Origin of the sequence: Streptomyces sp. NPDC048197, from assembly GCF_043202395.1 — a bacterium.
Lineage (GTDB): Bacteria > Actinomycetota > Actinomycetes > Streptomycetales > Streptomycetaceae > Streptomyces > Streptomyces siderophoricus.
Map to the genome: position 1 here is coordinate 230,037 of NZ_JBIDAJ010000004.1, position 21,414 is coordinate 251,450.

Genomic DNA, 21,414 nt, shown 5'->3' on the forward strand with positions numbered 1-21,414 from the left:
CGCAGCACCACCGGCCGTCCGGCCCCTGGACCACCGCGCCACCGCATCGTGTGCAGTTCACTGTCCATGCCGTCCCGGTTCCCGAGGCACCCGCCGGCGGCATCCGTGCACGGTAGCCGCATCGGAAAGGTAGGAGGCAAACTTGTGGGTTTCCTGTGGATGCCGCGGGCAGCATCAGGAGCGCCGGCGGCCCTCCTGCCGCAGCCGGCCGGCCCGGGCTTCCAGGTAGCGTTGCTCGGCGATGCTGGCGGTGGATTTCGCGGCGCGCCGGTAGTGCTCGTACGCCCCGGCCGTGTCCCCGGTCTTCTCCAGCAGGTGCGCCCGTACGGACAGCAGACGGTGGTGCCCGGCCACCCGCTCGTCACTGTCCAAGGTGTTCAGCAGGGCCAGTCCGGCCGACGGGCCCTCGGTCTCGGCGAGGGCGATCGCCCGGTTGAGGGTGACCATCGGGTTGGGCGCGATGCGTTCGAGGATCAGGTAAAGGGCGTGTACTTGCGGCCAGTTGGTCTCCCGGGCCGTGGCCGCGTCGGCGTGCGTGGCGGCGATGGCGGCCTGGAGCTGGTAAGGACCGAGGGCCGGGCCCGCCAGCGACGACTTGACCAGCTCAAGGCCCTCGTCGATCAGCGCGCGGTCCCATTTCGTACGGTCCTGTTCGTCCAGCGGCACCAGGTCGCCGGCCGCCGTCGTACGGGCCTCCCGGCGGGCGTGGGTCAGCAGCATCAGCGCGAGCAGCCCGGCCACCTCGCCGTCCGCCGGCAGCTGTGTGTGCACCATCCTGGTCAGCCGGATCGCCTCGTGCGCGAGGTCGGCACGGTGCAGTTCGCTGCCCGAGGAAGCGGTGTAGCCCTCGTTGAAGATCAGGTAGAGGACGTGCAGGACGACCCGTAGCCGCTCCTCCCGCTCCGCGCCGTCCGGCAGGCCGAACGCGCTGCCGGCGGCCTTGATGCGCTGCTTGGCCCGACTGATCCTGGCCGCCATGGTGGCCTCCGGAACCAGGAACGCCCGGGCAATCTCGGCCGTGGTCAGGCCGCCGACCGCCCGCAGCGTCAGGGCGGTCCGGGAGGCGGCGGTCAGCGTCGGATGGCAGCACAGGAACAGCAGGACGAGCGTGTCGTCGGTGTCCGGGACGTCCTCGGGCACCACCTCGGCGGCCACCGCGGACTCCCGCTCGCGGCGCGCGTGGTCGCTGCGCATCTGGTCGATGAGCCGCCGGGACGCGACGGTCATCAGCCAGCCGCGCGGGTTGCCCGGCACTCCCTCGGCCGGCCACTGCACGGTGGCGGCGAGGACGGCCTCCTGTACAGCGTCCTCACACCCTTCGAACTGGCCGTGCCGGCGTACCAATGCGCCGAGGACCTGCGGCGTGAGCTCACGCAGCAGGTCCTCCATGAGTGGTGCGGTCATGCCTCCAATTGTCCGTCGGCGAACATCACCTGCCGCACCTCGACCCCCAGGCCGTCGATCGCGCTGTCCGGGATCTGCCCGGCCAGCTCGATCGCCCGCTCCTTGTTCTCGCAGTCGATCAGGTAGAAGCCGCCCAGATACTCCTTGGCCTCCAGGAAAGGTCCGTCGGTCACCACCGGCTGGCCGTTGCGCACCCGCACCACGGCGGCCTGTGACGGGTCGACCAGCGCCTGCGTGGTGATCAGCTCGCCGGACGTCTTCAGCGACTCGATGAACGCGGCGTGGCCTTCGCCGATCGCCGCCTTCTCCTCGTCGGTGAGCGCGTCCAGCACGGCCGGGTTGATGTGCAGGCTGATCAGGAACTTCATCTCGTACTCCTGGTGCTTCTCGTGGTTCGGCGGGCCCTGGCCGGCCCTTGGACCGGTGGCTCTTCGATCGGTGGCTCTTCTACCGGTGGTCGGAGTCGCCGCCGTCGTCTTGACATCCCCGGCACCCCCCTCGCCAGAAATTTCGCATGACTTTTTCGCCGTCGCCTCCGTCGCTGCGACGTCAAGAAGCTCCCGGCCGCTCCGACCAACCGGCGACACGTCGCGAGAACACCTCGCGAGAACACGTCGAGAGAACTACGAGGCGAGCGGCGTATAGCACCCGGTGGAGGCCGAACGCCGCGGTGGCCCTGGTCCTAGTCCAGGTCGATGTGCGTTCCCGCGGACCGTGCCCGGGCGGCTTCGACGACGAGGGCTGCCGCCGCGGCGTCCTGGACGGCTACCCCGACGGACTTGTAGAGCGTGATCTGCCCGGGCGCGGTGCGGCCGGGCCGGCTCCCGGTGAGGAGTTCGCCGAGTTCGGCGTGCACATGGTCCGCGGTGATGACACCGTCGCGGATCGGGTGGAGCAGGTCGTTGCTCCCGGCGGGGAAGGGGGCCAGGGCCGCCTGCCGCGATTCGACGCAGACCAGGGCGTCGGCGATGGTGGCGTCGTCGACCTCGCGGCCGGCGGGGTTGAAGCCGACCGAGGTGACGTGGACGCCCGGGCTCAGCCAGGGGCGGCGGACGACGGGGTTGACGGCGTGGGTGGTGGCCGCGGCGATGTCCGCACCGTCGAGCGCCTGGGCGTAGGTGGCCACCGCCTCGGCGGGGATGCCGAGTTCGGCCGAGAGTTCGGCGGCGAGGGCGGTGGCGTGGGCCGGGTTGCGGCCGGCCACCCGGATGTGGCGGAGGGGGCGGACCCGGCACATCGCGCGGGCGTGGGAACGGGCCTGAGCGCCGGTGCCCAGCAGGGCCAGCACCGACGCGTCCGCACGCGCCAGCAGCCGCGCCGAGAGCGCCGAGCAGGCGGCGGTCCGCGCGGCGGTGATCGCCGTACCGTCCAGCAGGGCCACCGGCTCGCCGGTGTCCGGGTCGAAGGCGACGATGAGCGCCTGGTGGGTCGGCAGCGGCGTACCGGCGTTCCGCGGGAAGACGGAGACGAGTTTGCTCGTCAGCGCCCCCGCGGAGGGCACATAGCCCGGCATGGCGGCGACGAAGCCCTCCCGCTCCGGCACCGTCGCCGCCACCCGGTCCGGCGCGGCGGCCCGGCCGGCGCTGAGGTCGGTCATCGCCGACGCCAGCGCATCGATCAGCGCGTCCATGTCGAGCAGCGTCTCCACCTCCGAGCGCCCCACCACCAGCATCCGGTTCGACCTCCGATCACCACGTCCGTCGACGCAGCACCACGTACGGCCGGCACGGCACCGGCCGAGGAGTTCGACCGTAACGCCCTCTCGGGGAGGGCACCGCTGCAGTGGCTGCTGCGGGCCCGGGTGCGGCGGGCGCCGGGTCGCACGGGTCGGTAAGTGACGGTCGTGCGCGGACGGTGACGGCCGGCCGTGCCGCGGGGCCGATACGGGCGCACCCTGGAGGTATGGTCCGCGCCAATGAGGAGGTCGAGGCGCTGCTGCAGGAGTACGCCGACCTCATCGCGATCAGTGGTGGCGACGCCTTCAAGGCCCGTGCCTACGAGAAGGCCGCCCGCGCCGTCGGCGGCTACCCCGTCGACGTCACCCAGCTCGATGTGCCGGGGCTGCGGGAGATTCCGCACGTCGGCGCCTCGATCGCGGAGAAGATCGTCGAGTATCTGCGGTCCGGGCGGGTCGCCACCATCGAGGAGACCCGGGCGTCGGTCCCCGCCGGGGTCCGGGAATTGATCAGCATCCCCACTCTGGGACCGCGGAAGGCGATGGTCCTCTACGAGGTGCTGGGCATCACCTCTGTGGACCAACTGCTCGACGCCGTCCATGAGGAGCGGCTGCGGGAGCTCAAGGGGTTCGGTGAGAAGACCGAGGAGAACATCCTGCACGGCATTTCGCTGATGCAGAAGGCCGGGGAAGGGCGGATCCTGCTGGGTGCCGCCATGGAGCTGGCGGAGCAGATCGTCGCCGAACTGTCGGGCATCCGTGGCTGCCGGCGGTGCACGTACGCGGGGTCGCTGCGCCGGATGCGGGAGACGATCGGGGACATCGACATCCTGGTCGCGGCGGAGCGGTCCACGCCGTTCATGACGGCGCTCGCCGAGCTTCCGTACACCGCCGAGGTCATCGCGCACGGGGAGAAGAAGACGTCGATCCGGACCACCAAGGGGCTGCAGGTGGACCTGCGGGTGCTGCCGCCGGTGTCCTGGGGTGCGGGGCTGCAGTACTTCACCGGCTCGAAGGCCCACAACATCCGCACCCGGGCGATCGCGGTGCGCCACAAGCTCAAGCTGTCCGAGTACGGGCTGTTCCACGCCAAGAGCGGCGAGATGATCACCTCGGAGACGGAGGAGGGGATCTACGACCGGCTCGGGCTGCCGTGGATCCCGCCGACCCTGCGGGAGGACCGCGGTGAGGTCGCGGCCGGGCTCCGGGGCGAACTGCCCGACCTGGTCACCGAGCGCGACATCCGGGGCGATCTGCACACCCATACCGACCTCACCGACGGCCTCTCGTCCCTCGACGACATGGTCGCCGCGGCCGCCGGACGCGGTTATGCCTATTACGCCGTCACCGACCACGCCCCGAACCTCTATATGCAGCGCATGACCGACGAGAAGATGCTCGCGCAGCGGGAGGAGGTACGTGCGCTGGACCGCCGGTACCACGGGATGCGACTGCTGCACGGCACCGAACTCAACATCGGACCGGACGGTGAGGTCGACTGGCCGGACGAATTCCTGGCGGGTTTCGACCTCTGTGTCGCCTCCGTCCACTCGCACTTCGACCAGAGCCGGCAGGCCCTCACCCGGCGCCTGATCCGCGCCTGTGAGAATCCGTACGTAGCCGTGATCGGTCATCCCACGACGCGCCGGATCGGTAAACGCCCGGGAATCGACGCCGATTTCGACGCGGTCTTCGCGGCCTGCGCCAGGACGGGCACCGCGCTGGAGATCAATGCCCATCCCGAACGGCTCGACCTGTGCGACGAGGACATCCTGCGTGCCAAGCGCCACGGCGTGAAGTTCGCGGTGAATTCGGATGCGCACTCCACCACGCATCTGCCCTATCTGCGGTACGGCGTGGGCACGGCGCAGCGCGGTTGGCTCACGAAGGACGACGTCATCAACACCTGGCCGCTGACGAAACTCCGGCGCTTTCTGCGGAAAGGCGGTTCACCGCGCTGAGGACGGCCTGCAGGGTGGCGGTGACGGAGTCGGGGGCGATCCCGGCGCCCCAGGCGGAGCGCTGGTGGTGGTCGATGCGGGCGTAGGCGGCGAACCGCGGGGCCCGGTCGCCGTCCGGGGGAAGCGGGTGCTGGGTGAGGTCCCCGAGGGTGAGGGCGGTGGGGTCGGGGGTCTCGGGGTGGGCCAGGGTGGCGAGGCCGTTGAGGAGGGCGTCGGCGAGTGCGGGGCCGGAGCCGTGGAGGGCCAGCGTGTCGCCGGTGCCGGTCAGCAGGGTGCAGGTGAGGGACCGGGTGGCGCCGTCTTCGGAGCTCTGCGCGGTGTGGTCGAGGAGGGCGAGCGGTCGGGTGGCTTCCAGGTAGGTGCGGCGGAATGCCGACCAGACTTCGTCGGCGGACAGCTCCCCTTCGGTGCCGTCGGTGTGCTCCTGGATGATCCGGGCGAATTCCGCCTGCAGCGGGCGCGGCAGGTCCAGGTGATATGCGCTTTTCAGCAGGTAGGCCGAACCCGCCTTTCCGGACTGGGAATTGACCCGGATCACCGCTTCGTAGTCGCGGCCGATGTCCTTGGGGTCGATCGGGAGGTACGGCACGGCCCAGGGCAGCCGGGCGAGGGGGGTGCCGGTGGTGGCGGCCCGGTGTTCCAGGGCCTCGAAGCCCTTTTTGATGGCGTCCTGGTGGGAGCCGGAGAAAGCGCTGTGGACGAGTTCGCCGCCGTACGGGTGGCGGGGGTGCACCGGCAGCCGGTTGCAGTATTCGACCGTGGCGGCGACCTCGGCGAGATCCGAGTAGTCGATCATCGGGTCGACGCCTTGGGTGAAGAGGTTGAGTCCGAGGGTGACGAGATCGACGTTGCCGGTGCGTTCGCCGTTGCCGAAGAGGCAGCCCTCGATGCGTTCCGCACCGGCCATGCAGGCGAGTTCGGCGGCGGCGACGGCGGTGCCGCGGTCGTTGTGCGGGTGGATGGAGAGGATGAGGGAGTCCCGCCGGTCGAGGTGGCGGTGCATCCATTCGATCTGGTCGGCGTAGATGTTCGGGGTCGACATCTCGACGGTGGCGGGGAGGTTGAGGATCATTTTGTGATCCGGGGCGGGGTCCCATACGTCGATGACCGCGTTGCTGATCTCCAGTGCGAAGTCCAGCTCGGTGCCGGTGAAGGACTCCGGTGTGTATTCGTAGCGGATACCGGGGCTTCCCAGGTCCTCGGTGAGCTTTTTGCACAGCCGGGTGCTGCGCACCGCCAGGTCCTTGATCTGTGCGCGGTCCATCCCGAACACCACCTCCCGCTGCAGGCAGGAGGTGGAGTTGTACAGATGGGCTATGGCGTGGCGGGCGCCGGCCAGGGACTCGAAGGTGCGGTGGATGAGTTCCTCGCGGGCCGGCATGATGACCTGGATAGCGACGTCGTCCGGTATCAGGTCCTCTTCGATGAGCAGCCGGATGAAATCGAAGTCGGTCTTGCTGGCCGCCGGGAAACCTACCTCGATCTCCTTGAAGCCCATCCGGACCTGGAGTTCGAAGAGTTTCCGCTTGCGGGCGAGGTCCATGGGGACGGCGAGTGCCTGGTTCCCGTCCCGCAGGTCCACCGCGCACCACTGCGGGGCCCGGGTGAGGGAGGCGGCCGGCCAGGAGCGGTCCGGCAGGTCGACCCGTGGGTAGGCGGTGTATCTCTGTGTGGGCATGCCCGAGGGCTGTTGCAGCGGCTGACCGGAGACAGGGAGGGAAGCGGGCATCAGGTTCTCCTCATTCCGCGCCGGCCTCGACCGGGACCGGTGCCGCGTCGTTGCGGGCACCGCCCCAGCGGTGCCGGGTCTCGTGGTGGATGTGCCAGATGTCGTCCTCGGTCAGCAGGACGGAGACGACGTCGGGAAAGGCTTCCTCGAAATAGATGTAGGGCTTTCGGTTGTCGATGCGCGGGGAGTGGTAGTCGAGCCGGTCCTGCATGCCGTGGGCCCGGGTGACGGGTGTCGCGGGGTGGTAGGTGAGGATGTTCGGGCTGGCCAGGTCGATCAGCTTGTCGTCGATGAGCCGGCCGACCTCATGAATGGTCTCGTCGATGCTCGACCGGGTTTCCCCGTCCAGGCCGAAGAGGACGGAGGTGCCCAATTGCAGACCGTGCGCCTTGACCAGCGCGGCGGCCTCCCGGACCTTTTCCCGCCAGGGTTTGCGCTCGTCCCGGCGGAGGTTCTTGTGGATATGGGTCATGACCTGCGTCGACATGCTTTCGATGCCGATGTAGACGTAACTGCAGCCGGCTTCCTTCATCTTCCGCAGAATGGCGTGGGATTCCTCCGCGGAATGGAGTGCGACGAGGGTGTCGACGGTCAGCTGTGCGCCCCATTGAAGGTCGTGCAGCCGCTCGATGTCGTCGTCGTGAGGGAGGAAGTGCCGGTAACGGGCGTCGATTTCGGCGGGCGGGGTACGGCGTATGCGGCTGAGTTCTTCGCAGAAATTGCCGATGTCGCGGTAGCGGCCGCTCCAGAAGACCGAATCGTCGAAGAAGAGCGATGCGGCACCGTAGCCGACGTATTCGCAGACCCGCTGGACCGCCGTGCCGATCGCATCGTCCTTGAACCGCTTGAGGCCATTGCTCAACTGCGCGGACTCGGAGCAGAAGTTGCAGCGGTAAGGACAGGCGTTGGACACCATGAAGTGGGCGGTGCGCAGTACCTCCCCGGATGCCCGGTCGGTGAAGATCGGGAAACGCGAGCGGATGGCGAAGGCCTCGTAGGGCGAGGGCAGCGTGGCGAGGTCGAGTGCGCCGCCGCGCAGGGGTACCGCGTCGAGGGTGTCCCCTTCCGTCAGGACGACGAGGGAGTTGCCGGCTCCGGGTCCCTCCTCGGCGAGCAGCCCTTGCAGGCACGGCAGCACCTGGGCCCGGTCGACCTGGCGTTGGTCGAGGTCGGTGGCCAGTGCGAGGGCCCGCATCAGCAGGTCCACGGCGTGGTAGGCCTCGCCGCTGATCACCGCGTCGACGACCCGGGGCACCTTGCCCTCCTGCATGACGGCCAGCGGGCTGCTGGGTTTGAGCAGCAGCCCCTGGCCGTCGGGGGTGGCCGTGGTGGTCTCGTCGACGTGCCGGCCGCCGAGGATGACGAAGGTTTCCGGGACCTCGCGCTTGGCGAGTTCGGCGATCTGCAGCGCGTAGCGGTGGGCGGGCGATACGGCGCTGATGAGGACGACCCGGGGCCGGACCTCGCGCAGCATCCGTACCCACAGGGCGCGGGCCGTGTCGTCCCACACCCGGGGGTCGAAGACGGTGCGGTCGGTGTTCGGGGCCGTGCCGTAGGCCCGGTATCCGTCGTCGCCGGCGGAGAGCCGGTACTTCTTGGAGGGGAACCGGGTCCACTCGGGTGCGAGATCGGTGTAGTGCGTGGCGTCCGCCAAGGGGCCGGCGTCGGCCACCGCCCGGTGCACGGCGAGGCTCAGCGCCGTGTAGAGGCACATCGGGTCGCCCGGGTAGGTGATTTCCCCTTCGGGCTGGGTCATGACGGGTGCCAGTACGGACAGCACCGGGAAATAGCGGGTTTCCGTCCGGCCGTCGGCCAGATACTCCGCCAGGAGTCGTCTGCGGGTGCGCCGTCGTTCCCGGAAGGCGTCGGGGTCGGTCACGTCCCCGGCCCGGTGCAGCCGTACGGTGCCGTTCCCCGAATACACCTTTTCCATGGCGTGCGTGGCCATCAGCCCTCCGGATTTCCGATTTCTTCCGGGTCTCGGCCCGGAACGCGGACATCGGTGACGCAAGGGATCCGGTGGGACGCCACAAATAGAGCGGGTGGCATTCTTGCGATGGTGGCCGGGACGCTCTGCGCATGGGCGCCTGAACTCCCGTGGAAGTCCCCCGACTTTGTCCCCCGTGATCTTTCCGAACTTTACTAGCCCCGGCCCGGCGCGCGTCAACGACAAAAGAAAACTGTCCACATTGTCGTTTTCGGCCCGGGCGCCCGGGGCCGGGGTTTCATTCCCCGCGATGCCGGCGCAGCGCGGTGTCCATGCGCTCCAGGGTCTCTTCGAGGATCTGCGGTGACGTCCCGAAATTGAGCCGGACGAATCCCTCGCCGTCGGCCCCGAAGGCCGGGCCGGAGAAGAGCAGCACCTTGGCCCGGTCGCGGAAGAACGGCATCGGGTCGGCGTCGAGCCCGAGGCTCCGGCAGTCGAGCCAGGCCAGGAAGGTGGCCTCCGGGGTGCGGCAGCGGATCCCGCGGGGCAGCCGCTCGGCCAGCCGCCGACGGTTGCGGTCCAGGACCGCCATGACGTCGGCCAGCCAGTCGTCCCCCGCCGTCCAGGCGGCCTTCAGCGCCTCGACGGCGAGCACCCCCACCTGGCCGAAGAGCAGCCCGCGCCGGGCGTCGACGGCCTCACGCACGGCCCGCGGACCGATGTGGGCCAGCGCGCAGCGGATCCCGGCGAGGTTGAACGCCTTGCTGCCCGAGGTGAGGGTGACGGTGCGGGCGGCGATCTCCGGGCCGAGCGAGGCGAACGGGACGTGCCGGTGCGGAGCGTGGGTCAGGTCCGCGTGCACCTCGTCGGAGATCACCAGCAGATCGCGCCGCAGGACGAGTTCGGCCAGCGCCTCCAGTTCGTCCCGGCGGAAGACCCGGCCGGTGGGGTTGTGCGGGTTCACCAGGAAGAGCACCCGGCAGCGCCCCAGGTCGCCGTCCGCGGCGGCGTGTTCCATGCGGGCCTGGTCGAACCCCCAGCCGTCCGGGCCCTCTTCGACGGGCACGGTCAGCGGTCGGCGGCCGATCTTCTCGATGACGTCGACGAACGGCGGACAGGCCGGGGTGTGCAGCAGGACGGCGTCGCCCGGCTCGGTGGCGACCTGGAGCGTCGCCAGCATCGCCTGGTTGATGTCGGTGAACAGCCGGGCGTGGGTGGGTTCGGGCCGGTGGCCGTACTTGCGGTGCGTCCGGGCCGCGAACACCTCCCCGAGCGGGCCGCCCTGGCTCTCGTCGAACCACGTGGGGTAGCCGAGATCGCCGTCCGCGCGGCGGATGAGCGCCTCGCGGATGGCGGGTGCGGTCGGGAAGTCCATGTCGGCGACCCAGGAGGACAGCATGCCCTCGCCGGCGGTCGCCCATTTCTCGCCGTCCCGTTGTGCGAGGTGGCGCAGATCGACGGCGTCGAGCGCGGCCGGCGAAAGGTCGGTGCTCATACGGCTTTTCCCCCTGCGGTCGGATGACACGGCGCCGTGCGGCCGGTCGGTTGCCGCGCGACAGGGAGACGGCGACGGATTTCCCCGAGTACGTCCTCGTCGAGGCCCCCTTGGGGAGTACATGATTATGCAGCAGGCACGGACCGGGGAATGTGACGCCCGCCACATTGTGGCGGTCAGCGTGGCCGGTTAATGTCGCCAACAGCCGGGCGCGCAGCCCGGATTGGCCACCGAGCGGGACGGTTCCCGGGCTCGGAGGTTCCCGACCCGGCATCGGTGCGCAGCTGCGCCCCACCGATTGCCCGCCGCCGAAATTCACCTGCGAAGTCGAGAAACTCCGAGACAGGAGACGGTAATTGTCCTCCCATGCCGCCCAACTCCCCGCGGACCGGCCGCGAGGCGTCGATGCACCGGCGTGTACGGCAGTGGTGCGCCAGGAGATTCCGGGGCTGTACGACGACGCGGTCCGCGCGCTGGCCGCCTCGTGTGCGACCACCCCGGAGAATGTGCTCCTCGCCGGATTCGCCGTGCTGGTGTACCGCTGTTCCGGGCAGAACCAGGTCGAGTTCCGGCTCGTCCGGGAAGGCGGCAAGGAGGCGTTGCTCCGATTCTCCGTCACCGGCGACAGCACGCTGCGCGGACTGGCGGGTGAGGCCGGCGCGGTGGCGCGTCCCGGGGCGGAGCCGGCCCGGCTCGGCGTACGCATCGGCGCGCCCCCGGCGGACGGCGATCCCCGGCCGTACGAGGCCGAACTCGCCCTGCCCGTACCGGACGCGGGCTCCCGGTGGGCCGCCCTCCACTTCGACGACCGGCTCTTCGCCCCGGCGACGGCACAGCGGATGCTCGGCCACTACGGGCATCTGCTCCACGACGGCCTGCACCACCCGGACCGGCCGCTGGAGCGGCTCACCCTGCTCACCGAGGCCGAGCAGCGCCGCGTCCTGCTGGAGTGGAACGACACCGCGGTGTCCCTGCCGCACGAAGGTGCCTGTCTGCACGAGGTGTTCGAGGAGCGGGTCCGGCAGGCGCCCGAGGCCGTCGCCGTGGTTCAGGGGACGGCGCGGCGGACGTTCCGGGAGATCAATACCGCGGCCAACCGGCTGGCCCGCCATCTGCGCGACCTGGGCGTCGGCCCGGACGACCGGGTCGGCCTCTTCCTCGACCACTCCCCCGAGCTGCTCATCGCCATGCTCGGGGTGCTCAAGGCCGGCGGCGCCTATGTGCCGCTGGATCCGGCGTATCCCCGGGCCCGGCTGACCACGATGATCTCCGGTGCGTCGTGCGTGGCCCTGATCAGCCGGACCGGGCTCGCCGACGCGCTGGGCAGCGGTGGGGACGCCGTGGTGCAGGGGCAGCTGATCCTGCTGGACCGGGACGAGGCGCTCCTGGCCGAGCGGCCGGCGGACGACCCGGAGCCCGTGGCCGGCCCGGACAACCTCTGCTACGTGATCCACACTTCGGGCTCCACCGGACGGCCGAAGCCGATCGCGCTGCGCCACCGGGGCGTGCTCAACAACATCGCGGACCTCAACACCCGCTTCGCCGTGGGCCCCGACGACAGTGTGCTGGGGCTGTCCTCGCCGAGCTTCGACATGTCGGTCTACGAGTTCCTCGGCATGACCGCGGCCGGCGGCACCCTCGTGCTCCCGGCGCCGGGCCGCGGCAGGGAACCCGCGCACTGGGCAGAGCTGGCCGCGGAGCACGGCGTGACCGTCTGGAACACCGCCCCGGCCCTGCTGGAGCTGGTGCTGGACCACCTCGACGCGACCGCCGCGGGCGGCCCCTCGTCGCTGGGCTCGCTTCGGCTGATCATGCTCGCCGGGGACTGGATCCCGGTGAAGATGCCCGACCGGACCCGGGAGTTCGCGCCGGACGCACGGTTCATCTCGCTCGGCGGCGCCACCGAGGCCTCCATCTATTCGACGCTCTACGAGGTCGAGGCGACCGACCCCGGCTGGACCAGCATTCCGTACGGGCGGCCGATGGCCAATCAGCGGACCTACGTCCTGGACGAGGCGCTGCAGCCCGTTCCGCCGGGTGTGACCGGTGAGTTGTACCTCGCGGGCGACGGCCTGGCCGTGGGCTATCTGGACCTGCCCGACCTCACCGCCGAACGGTTCCTGCACTGGTCGTACGGCCCCGTGTCCGACGAGCGGCTGTACCGCACCGGCGACCTGGCGCGGTGCGATGCCGACGGGCTGATCGAGCTGCTCGGCCGGACCGACCTCCAGGTCAAGATCCACGGGCTGCGGGTGGAGCTGACGGAGATCGAGTCGGTGCTGCGGGACCACCCCCGGGTCAAGGAGGCGGCGGTGGCGGCGCAGCCCGATGCCACCGGCGCACCGGTCCTGGTCGGCTACGTCGTTCCGCGCGAGGGCGAGGCGATCGACCCGGACGAGGTCCGCGACGGGCTGGCCGCCCGCCTGCCGGCCCATATGGTCCCCGGCACGCTGCTGGTGCTGTCCGCCATGCCGCTGAGCCCGAACGGCAAGCTGGACCGCAAGGCGCTGCCTGCCGCCCCGTCAGCGCACGACGGCGGCCGGGGCGGCACCGTACCCGCGGACGCCGCCCCGAGCGGCCCGTGGGAGGAGCGGATCGCCGCGGCCTGGCGCGAGGTGCTGGGGGTCGAGGCGATCGGGCGGGACGACGACTTCTTCCGGCTGGGCGGCGACTCGATGAAGGCCCTGCGCAGCATGACGCAGGTCCCCGAAATCACCCTGGTGGACCTCTACCGGCATTCGACGCTGCGGCTGCTGGCCGCGCACCTGGAGGCCACCGCCGGCGCGCCCGGGGCCGCGGAGCGGTCACCCGGGCCGGACGCCGCGGTGTAGCGAGGAGACCCTCGTGGTCAGCCGGCGGCGGTGCAGCGCACCGGAAGCCGGCTGACCCCGGTCAGGAAGCTGGACCGGAGCCGTTCGACCGGCCCGGACAGCTCCAGTTCGCCCACCTGGTGGCGCAACTCCTCCAGCATGACCCGGAGTTCGACCCTGGCCAGCGGGCCGCCGAGGCAGAAGTGCGGGCCGTGGCCGAGGGTGAGGTGCCGGTTCGGGGTGCGGGCGAGGTCGAAGCGGTAGGGGTCGGAGAAGACGTCCTCGTCGCGGTTGGCGGAGGTGTTCCAGAGGGTGACGATGTCGCCCGCCTTGATGTCGCAGCCGCGCAGCGTGAGATCCGTGGTGGCGGTCCGCCCGAGGTGGGTGACCGGTGTGGTCCAGCGCAGCACCTCTTCGACGGCGGAGTCGAGCAGGCCCTCGTCCTGGCACAGGCGCCGCCACTGCTCGGGGTGCTCGATCAGGGCCAGCACGGCGCCGGCGGAGGACAGCCGGGTGGTCTCGTCGCCGCCGATGATGATGTTGTAGCAGTTCAGCAGCACTTCGGCGTCGCTCAGCGGGGCGCCGCCGGCCTCGCCGTTCGCCAGCAGGCTGACCACGTCCTCGCCCGGGAACTCCCGTCGGCCGGGCAGCAGTCCGGCGTAGTACAGCAGGATGTCCTCCTGCGCGTCGGCCGCGGCCTCGGCGGCCTCTGGGGTGCCGTCGTCGCCCATCGCCGCCATCGTCAGATCGAGCATCAGGGTCCGGTCGGCGGGCGGTACGTCGAGCAGTTCGCAGATGGCCATCAGCGGGATCTGGGCCGCGACGTCGGCGACGAAGTCGCCGCCGCCCGCGTCCACGACGGCCGCCACCAGGCCCTTGGTGGCCGCCCGGACGCCGTCGGCGATCTGTGCCATGGCCCGGGCGGAGAACGCGCCCTGCAGGACCTTGCGCACCGCGGAGTGCCGGGGCGGGTCGGTGACCACCAGCATCCGGCCGCCGGCCGGGTCGCCGCCGGTGAGCAGGGTGCCGAGCATGTTGCCCTGTTCGGAGCTGAGCCGCGCGGTGTCGCGGTAGACGGCGGCGATGTCCTGGTAGCGGGTGATCACCCAGAAGCCGGGGCGGTCGCCGTCGGCCTCGCACCAGGCGACCGGGTGGGCGTCCCGCAGGTCGCGCCAGGCGTCGCAGGCGTCGGGGTCCGGGTGGACCGCGGGGTCGATGAGGGCGAACGGGATGGTGTGGCGCGCTGCGGTCATGCGGGTTCCCCGTCCGGGTTGCTGGTCACATGGGCTCCTGTGGGGTGGTCGGCGGCACGGCCCGTCACTCGGGGCGGGGCAGCGTCCGGAGGCGTTCGGCGAGGACGGTGCCGATCTCGGCCAGTGGCTCGGGGGCGAGCATGTCGCCGTGCCGGCAGGCGACCTGGTGGTCCTCGATCCGGCCGCTGACGTACGGCGTCCAGTTGGCCGGCCGTTCGGGGTCCGGGCCCTTGCCCTCGGTCGCCTCGAAGAACAGCAGGTCCGCGTCGAGCGGCCGGGAGTGGTGCCGGCGCTGGGCGTTGACGTTGTGGGTGAAGACGGTGGCGATGGCGGAGAGTTGGCGGGGTGCGAGGGTGGCCAGTGCGCTGCCGTGTTCCTTGAGGAGGTGCAGCGCCGACTCGGGTCCGAGGGTCACCCCGTCGGGCTGCGGCAGGCCGAGCGAGTGCAGGACCTCGGCCAGCGCCTGCGGTTCGTCGTAGTCCACCGGGCGGGCGTCGGGGAGCCTGGGGTACGCGTCGAGCAGGGCCAGCAGCGCGACCCGTTCGCCGTCCGCCCGCAGCAGCCGGGCCATCTCGTGGGCGACGATCCCGCCCATGGACCAGCCGAGGAGGTGGTAGGGGCCGTGCGGCTGGACGGTGCGCAGCCGGGCCACGTAGTCGCGGGCCATCTCCGACAGGTCTTCGGCGGGTGGCCGGGTGCCGTCGATGCCGCGGGCCTGCAGGGCGTACACCGGGCGGTCGGCGTCCAGGTGCCGCAGCAGCCCGGAGTAGACCCAGCCGATGCCGACACCGGGGTGGACGCAGAACAGCGGCTCGCGGGTGCCCTGCGGGCGCAGCGGTACGAGCACGTCCAGCGCGTCGTTGGCATCGGTGGGCCGGTCCGGGTCGGCGAGCAGTGCTGCGATGCCGGCGACGGTGGGTGTGCGGAAGAGCGTGGCGATGTCGAGGTCGGCGCCGAGGGTGGCGCGCACCCGGCCGGCCAGGCGGAAGGCGAGCAGGGAGTGCCCGCCGCGTTCGAAGAAGCTGTCGTCGATGCCCAGGCCGCCGGCGTCGGGGCCGCGCTGGTCGAGGCCGAGGACCTCGGCGAACAGGGCGAGCAGCTGGGCTTCCAGGGGCGTGCGCGGGGCCCGGCCGGTGCGGCCGGGGGTGGTGGCTTCGGGTTCCGGTGCGGGCAGGGCCCGCCGGTCGAGTTTGCCGTTGGGGGTGAGCGGGAGGGCGTCCAGTACCACCACGACCGGCACCATGTGGCGGGGCAGCCGGCGCTCGACGTGGCGGCGCAGGGCGAGGGCGTCGGCGGTGGCGCCGGGGGTGCGGACGGCGTAGCCGACCAGCCGCTGGTCGCCGGGGCGGTCCTCCCGCACGATGACGGCGGCCCGGTGGACCTGCGGGTGGTCGCGGAGCGCGGCCTCCACCTCGCCCAGCTCGATCCGGAAGCCGCGGAGTTTGACCTGGTCGTCGAGGCGGCCGAGGAACTCCAGGTCGCCGTCGGGGCGTCGGCGCACCAGGTCTCCGGTGCGGTACATCCGCGCGCCGGGTGCGCCGTAGGGGTCGGCGACGAAGCGTTCGGCGGTCAGTGCGGGCCGGCCGAGGTAGCCGGTGGCCAGGCCGGGGCCGCCGAGGTAGAGCTCGCCGGGGACACCGGGCGGTACGGGGCGCAGGGCGTGGTCGAGGACGTAGGCGCGGGTGTTCCAGGAGGGCCGGCCGATCGGCGGGGCGGTGTCGAAGGGGCCGGTGCCGAGCCAGGCGGTGGCGTACACCGGTGCCTCGCTGGGGCCGTAGATGTTGGCGATCCGGGCGCCGGGGAAGGCCGCCGCGATCTCGTTGGCCACCGGTGCGCTGAGCGCTTCGCCCGCGAGGACGACGGTGCCGGCGGTCAGCCGCGGGTCGAGCCGCGGCAGCAGGCCGGCGAAGACCGACGGGACGCCGCTGATCAGGGCGGGTGCGGTGATCGGGCCGGCCGCCAGGGCAGCCGGTTCGCCCAGTGCCAGCAGATCGCGGTGGAGGCGTACGGTGCCGCCGGCGGCGAGCGGGCCGAAGAGTTCGAAGATCGAGACGTCGAAGCTGATCGAGGTGGTGGCCTGCACCTGGGCCAGTCCGTCCGGGCCGAGGAATCCGGCGATCCAGGTCATCAGGTCGGCCATGTTGGCGTGCGAGACGATCACGCCCTTGGGGCGGCCGGTGGAGCCGGAGGTGTAGATGAGGTAGGCCGGGTCGGCGGGGTCCAGCGGCCGGGTGCGTTCGTCGTCGGTGAGGTCGGCGCCGGGCCGGTCGGCGAGCCGTCGCAGGGTGGCCGGGTCGTCGAGGACCAGCCGCGGGGTGTCGTCGGCGGGCAGGGTGCCGGCCGTGTCGCGGGTGGTCACCAGCAGGGCGGGCGCGGCGTCGCCGAGCAGCAGTGCGATCCGCTCCGCGGGGTAGCTCGGGTCGATGGGCAGGTAGGCGGCGCCGGCCTTGAGGACGGCGACCATGGCCACCAGCAGGTCGGCGGAGCGGGGCGCGGAGAGGGCCACGATCCGGCCGGTTTCCACGCCGTGCGCGAGGAGTTCCCGGGCCAGGCGGTTGGCCCGGGCGTTGAGCTCGGCGTAGTCGAGGACGGTGCGGCCGCTGATGACGGCGGGGGCGTGCGGCTGTGCCGCGGCCCGTTCCTCCAGCTGGAGCGGGAAGGGGCGGTCGGCGCTGCGGGGGCGGGACTCGCCGTGCCGGCGGTCGAGTTGGCGCAGCTCCTCGGCGGAGAGCAGAACGGTCCGGTCGTGGCGCTGGTGCGGTGCGGTGGCCAGGGCGGACAGTGCCCGGCGGTAGTAGCCGCCGATCAGCCGCACCTGCTCCTCGGTGAACTGGGCTGCGTCGTACCGCAGATGGAGGCTGACCTCGGACGAGGTGAGGTCCTGGGCGAACTCGGCGCCGAACGGGATGCTGGTGTTGGTGATCCGCCGCTCGTCGAGCACTTCCAGCTCGTCGGAGCGTTCCAGTACGGATTGGTAGACGCGGAAGCGGGTGAAGTTGAAGAAGGTCTCGAACAGCTCCCGCCCGCCGAGGATCCGGCGGATCTCGGGCATCGGGTAGCGGCGGTGGCGCTGGAGGGCGATGTCGGTCCGGCCCACCGCGGCGACCAGGTCGTCCCAGCTCCCGCCGGTCAGCCGGGCGCGGAACGGCAGGGTGTTGAGGAACATGCCGAGGACCCGGTCGCCGTCCCGGTCCTCGGTACGGCCGTTGTACACGGCGCCGGTGACGACGTCGGCGGTGCCGGTCAGCATGCCGACGACGTGCGCATGGGCGGCGAGCAGCACGGTGCGTACGGGGACGCCGACCCGGCGGGCGCAGCGGTCCACGCCCTCGGAGACCTCGGCCGGCAGCGACACGGGGGTGATGCGCATGTCGGGCCGCTCGGCGGGCGGGATCAGGCGGGGCAGGGTGCCGAGGTCGCTGCCGGTGAGTTCGCCGGTCCAGAAGTCGCGGTGTTCCTCGGCGGCGATGGCCGCCCGTTCCTCGGCGATGAAGGCGCCGAAGTGGGCGCGGGGCGGTTCCCGGAACGAGGTGCCGGAGCCGCCGAGCAGGGCGAGGTAGCGCTCGAACAGCTCGGTGATCAGGGAGCGTTCGCTCCAGCCGTCGAGGATCACATGGTGTTCGGTGAGCCACAGCTCGAAGGTGTCGTCGGTGAGCCGCTGGAGGTGGAAGCGGATCAGCGGGGCGCGGTCCCAGGCGAATTCCCGGCGCTTCTCGTCCTCGAACCGGCGGTCCATGGCGGTCTGCCGGTCGGCGGCGGAGAGCTGCCGCAGATCTTCGAAGGTGATCGGGGCGTCGCCCCGGCGGTGCACCAACTGCAGCGGTTCGGCGTAGGTTTCGAGGTCGAAGGAGGTCCGCAGGACCGGGTGGTCGGCGATCAGCGAGGTGAGGGCCGAGCGCCAGGCGGCCTCGGACCAGCCGGCCCTGAGGTGGTAGCCGGCCACGTTGTGGTAGATCCGTTCGGCCGCGTTGAGGCCGCTGTGGTAGAGCATGCCGGCCTGGAGGCGGGAGAGCGGGTAGGCGTCCTCGACGTCGGCCGGCAGCAGGGCCCGGTCCGCTTCGGCGAGCAGGGACAGCGGCCGGTAGTGCGGTCGGGCGGCGCCCGGGGTGACGGCCTTGGTGTGCGGGGCCAGTTCCTGGATGGTCTGGTGGCGCAGCAGGTCCTGGAGCTCGAATTCCAGGCCGAGTTCGCGGGCCCGGCCGAGGATGGCGATGGTACGGATCGAATCGCCGCCGAGCAGGAAGTAGTTCTCGTCGGTGCCCACCCGGTCCTGGCCGAGTACCTCGCTCCAGACCTGGACGAGGATCTCCTCGGCGCGGTTGGCGGAGGCGGTGGCCGGGCCGTCGGCGGGGCGTTCGGGGGCGGGCAGGCGTCGCCGGTCGACCTTGCCGTTGACGGTCAGGGGGAAGCGGTCCAGCACGACGAAGGCGGCGGGGATCATATGGGCGGGCAGCAGGCCGGCCAGGTGGGCACGGAGTTCGGCGGCGGCCAGGTCGGTGCGGGCGGAGACCGCGTAGCCCACGAGGCGCCGCTCGCCCGTCCGGTCGGGTTCGGCGGTCACCAGGGCCTCGGTGACGTCCGGGTGTCCGGCCAGCGCGGCCTCGATCTCGCCGGGCTCGATCCGGAAGCCGCGGATCTTCACCTGGTCGTCGATCCGGCCGCGGTACTCCAACTCGCCACCGGGAAGCCGGCGGGCCAGGTCGCCGGTGCGGTAGGCGCGTCCGCCGGGGAGGGTGACGAAGCGGGCCGCGTCGAGTTCGGGCCGTCCCAGGTAGCCGCGGGCGAGTCCGGCGCCGCGTACGTAGAGTTCGCCGGTGACGCCCTGCGGGACCGGCCGGCCCCGGCGGTCGAGCAGGTCCAGGCTCAGGTCCGGGATCGGCACGCCGATCACGCTGCCGTCGCCGTCGGTGTCCTCCTTGCGGATCGGCCGGTAGGTGACGTGCACGGTGGTTTCGGTGATGCCGTACATGTTCACCAGCTGCGGCCCGTCGGGGTGCCGCTCGAACCAGGGGCGGAGCGAGCGCGGATCCAGCGCCTCACCGCCGAAGATCACATAGCGCAGGGCGAGCCGCGCGCCGGCGCCGGGCGGCGCGTCCGCGGTCCGCGAGTCCTCGCGCTGGAGCAGGGCGAAGGCCGAGGGTGTCTGGTTGAGGACGGTGACGCCCTCGGTGCGCAGCAGTGCCAGGAAGTCCTCGGGGGCCCGGCTGACCTCGTGCGGAACGATGACGAGGCGGCCGCCGTGGGCCAGTGCCCCCCACAGCTCCCAGACGGAGAAGTCGAAGGCGTACGAGTGGAACAGCGTCCACACGTCGTCCGCGCCGAAGCCGAACCAGGGCTCGGTGGCGGTGAAGAGCCGGGCGACGTTGCGGTGCGGGACGAGGGTGCCCTTGGGTTCTCCGGTGGAGCCCGAGGTGTGGATGACGTAGGCGAGGTCGTCGGGGGCGACCCGGGAGGCGAGCGGGCCGTCCGGGTGGGCGGCGATCGCCCCGGCGTCGTCGTCGAGGGAGACCAGGGCGCCGGTGAAGCCGTCCAGCCAGCCGCCGGGCCGGCCCTGGACGACGACGTGGGCCAGCGCGGTGTCCCGCAGGATGTAGGCGAGCCGGGCGTCGGGGTACGCCGGGTCCAGCGGTACGTAGGCGCCGCCGGCCTTCTGGATGCCGAGGAGGGCGACGACGAGGTCCGGTGAGCGTTCGGCGGCGAGCCCGACCAGGGTTTCCGGGCCGACGCCGTGGGCCTGGAGGTGCCGGGCGAGCTGGTTGGCGCGGCGGTCGAGTTCGCCGTAGGTGAGGTGCTCGCTGCCGTGGCTGACGGCGACGGCGTCGGGGCGCTGCGCGGCGTGGTGGGCGAAGCGGTCCAGGACGGTGGTGGCCTCGGGCGGGGCGGCGGTGTCGAGGGGCGTGGTGGGGCCGGTCGGGTCCTCGGCGAGGGAGGGCGCCAGCTCGTGCACCGGGCGGTCCGGGTGGCGGACGATCTCGGTCAGCAACTGCCCGAAGTGGGCGGCGAATTGCTCGGTCAGCCAGTCGGGCCAGGCGCCCTCGAAGCGGGCGGTGCCGTCCGTGGTCACCACCAGGCGCAGGGCGTGGCCGTGTGCCTCGGGGGCCGGGTGGCGGGTGACGGTGACGCCGCCGGGGAGGTCCCAGTGGGTGGGGTGCGGGGCGCGCAGGGCGAAGCCGACGGGGAGCGGGGGCTGTTCCTGTGCGGTCCAGTCGGTCAGCGGGTCCGGTTCGGCCAGCCGCCGCAACTGGCCGGTCAGTGCCCGGAATCCGGGGTTCGTGGCCAGGTCGGCATGCACGGTCGTCCGGGCGGTGAACGGGCCGAGGGTGCGGGCGAGATCGGTGCCGCGCGGGTCGGGGCCGTCGGTGGAGACCAGGACGTCGTCGGCGTCGGTGTAGCGGTTCACCAGCACGGCGAGGGCCGCCAGCAGTCCGTCGGCGAGCGGGGCGCCGGCGGCGGTGCAGAGGGATGCCAGCGCGGAGAGGGTGCCGTCGGGCAGCGGGACGCGGTGGGTCCGGCCGAGCGTGCGGCCGGTGGTCAAGGGCAGCTCTCCGGTGGAGAGGTCCCCGAGCGGTGTGGGCGACGGCTCGGCGGCCGGGGCGGGGATGACCGGACAGTCGGCGAACTGCCGTACGGAGTCCAGAAGTTGGCGGTCCTCCGGGGCCAGCCGGGCACGGTAGGCGGTGAGGAGGTCGTCCACCAGGAGGGTGGCGGAGCTGACGTCGGCGATGATGCGGTGGAGGGTGAGGCGCAGCCGGAGTCCGGTGTCGCCGGTGCGCTGGGCCCGGGCCCGCAGCAGCGGGCCCGCTTCCAGGTCGAACGGACGCTCCTGCGCGGGGAATTCGGCGTCCTCGCCCACGGTCTCCCACAGCGGCGGCAGGCGGTCGGCGACCGACTGCACCAGGGTCGTGCCCTCGAAGACGAAGCGGGTGCGCAGTGCTTCGTGGTGGCGGACCACGTCCTCCAGTGCGGAGCGCAGTGCCGCGCTGTCGGGTACACCGTCGAAGCCGAGGTCGATCACCAGGTGGTGGCGGGCGTGGTCCTCGGTCAGGGCGTGGGCGAGGTAGAGCCGTTGCTGCTGGGGCGTCGCCGCGACCGTACGGGCCGGTCGTGCTTCTTCCGGTGCAGCCGCCCGGTCCGCCTGATGAGTGCTCACTGAATCATCG

Annotated in this window: 10 protein-coding genes; 2 read left to right on the top strand and 8 right to left on the bottom strand. The window is 71.8% G+C overall.

Annotated features, from left to right (window positions below; all coding sequences use genetic code 11):
• Positions 1-174 precede the first annotated feature (174 nt).
• From ACGF4C_RS08195 to ACGF4C_RS08205, 3 genes are all read right to left on the bottom strand, one after another.
• Positions 175-1,404 carry an RNA polymerase sigma factor gene (locus ACGF4C_RS08195; RefSeq protein ID WP_393564296.1) on the bottom strand — a complete coding sequence of 410 codons (1,230 nt, stop codon included), beginning with the start codon at positions 1,402-1,404 and terminating at the stop codon, positions 175-177.
• The gene (locus tag ACGF4C_RS08200) at positions 1,401-1,772 is read right to left on the bottom strand and encodes a YciI family protein (RefSeq protein ID WP_393564298.1); all 372 of its coding nucleotides are present in this window, start codon (positions 1,770-1,772) and stop codon (positions 1,401-1,403) included. Before ACGF4C_RS08200 ends, ACGF4C_RS08195 begins: the two co-directional genes overlap by 4 nt.
• Before the next feature lie 314 nt (positions 1,773-2,086).
• Entirely contained in the window at positions 2,087-3,076 is a 990-nt protein-coding gene (locus ACGF4C_RS08205; RefSeq protein WP_393564300.1) for an ornithine cyclodeaminase family protein, read from the bottom strand.
• 230 nt (positions 3,077-3,306) lie between these two features.
• On the opposite strand from ACGF4C_RS08205, the gene polX reads away from it, so the two are divergent.
• On the top strand, positions 3,307-5,040 hold the full coding sequence (gene polX, locus ACGF4C_RS08210) for a DNA polymerase/3'-5' exonuclease PolX (RefSeq protein WP_393564301.1): 1,734 nt from the start codon (positions 3,307-3,309) through the stop codon (positions 5,038-5,040).
• On the opposite strand, the gene leuA is transcribed toward polX, so the two are convergent.
• The 3 genes from leuA to ACGF4C_RS08225 all read right to left on the bottom strand — a co-directional run bounded on the left by leuA (position 4,979) and on the right by ACGF4C_RS08225 (position 10,191).
• Entirely contained in the window at positions 4,979-6,769 is a 1,791-nt protein-coding gene (gene leuA, locus ACGF4C_RS08215; protein ID WP_393564303.1) for a 2-isopropylmalate synthase, read from the bottom strand. The two genes, polX and leuA, sit on opposite strands and share 62 nt — an antisense overlap.
• Positions 6,770-6,779: 10 nt before the next feature.
• Complete coding sequence (locus ACGF4C_RS08220; protein WP_393564304.1) at positions 6,780-8,717, bottom strand: B12-binding domain-containing radical SAM protein; 1,938 nt, start codon at positions 8,715-8,717, stop codon at positions 6,780-6,782.
• Positions 8,718-8,994: 277 nt separating this feature from the next.
• Positions 8,995-10,191 carry a MalY/PatB family protein gene (locus ACGF4C_RS08225; RefSeq protein WP_393564307.1) on the bottom strand — a complete coding sequence of 399 codons (1,197 nt, stop codon included), beginning with the start codon at positions 10,189-10,191 and terminating at the stop codon, positions 8,995-8,997.
• A gap of 356 nt (positions 10,192-10,547) precedes the next feature.
• Between ACGF4C_RS08225 and ACGF4C_RS08230 the strand changes: the two genes are divergently transcribed.
• A complete protein-coding gene (locus ACGF4C_RS08230) occupies positions 10,548-13,022 on the top strand; it encodes an amino acid adenylation domain-containing protein (protein WP_393564309.1) in 2,475 nt (824 codons plus the stop codon).
• A 17-nt stretch (positions 13,023-13,039) separates the two neighbouring features.
• Here ACGF4C_RS08230 and ACGF4C_RS08235 read toward each other — a convergent pair whose 3' ends face one another.
• Positions 13,040-14,254: a cytochrome P450 gene (locus ACGF4C_RS08235; RefSeq protein ID WP_393564311.1), complete on the bottom strand. Its 1,215-nt coding sequence runs from the start codon at positions 14,252-14,254 to the stop codon at positions 13,040-13,042.
• Between the two features lie 64 nt (positions 14,255-14,318).
• The gene (locus tag ACGF4C_RS08240; protein WP_393564312.1) at positions 14,319-21,404 is read right to left on the bottom strand and encodes an amino acid adenylation domain-containing protein; all 7,086 of its coding nucleotides are present in this window, start codon (positions 21,402-21,404) and stop codon (positions 14,319-14,321) included.
• Between the last annotated feature and the right edge of the window lie 10 nt (positions 21,405-21,414).

Excerpts from the sequence above, each read along its gene's own strand:
- ACGF4C_RS08235 (WP_393564311.1), bottom strand. The coding sequence starts at position 14,254 with ATGACCGCAGCGCGCCACACCATCCCGTTCGCCCTCATCGACCCCGCG.
- ACGF4C_RS08200 (WP_393564298.1), bottom strand. The coding sequence starts at position 1,772 with ATGAAGTTCCTGATCAGCCTGCACATCAACCCGGCCGTGCTGGACGCG.
- leuA (WP_393564303.1), bottom strand. The coding sequence starts at position 6,769 with ATGCCCGCTTCCCTCCCTGTCTCCGGTCAGCCGCTGCAACAGCCCTCG.
- ACGF4C_RS08195 (WP_393564296.1), bottom strand. The coding sequence starts at position 1,404 with ATGACCGCACCACTCATGGAGGACCTGCTGCGTGAGCTCACGCCGCAG.
- polX (WP_393564301.1), top strand. The coding sequence starts at position 3,307 with ATGGTCCGCGCCAATGAGGAGGTCGAGGCGCTGCTGCAGGAGTACGCC.
- ACGF4C_RS08205 (WP_393564300.1), bottom strand. The coding sequence starts at position 3,076 with ATGCTGGTGGTGGGGCGCTCGGAGGTGGAGACGCTGCTCGACATGGAC.
- ACGF4C_RS08220 (WP_393564304.1), bottom strand. The coding sequence starts at position 8,717 with ATGGCCACGCACGCCATGGAAAAGGTGTATTCGGGGAACGGCACCGTA.
- ACGF4C_RS08225 (WP_393564307.1), bottom strand. The coding sequence starts at position 10,191 with ATGAGCACCGACCTTTCGCCGGCCGCGCTCGACGCCGTCGATCTGCGC.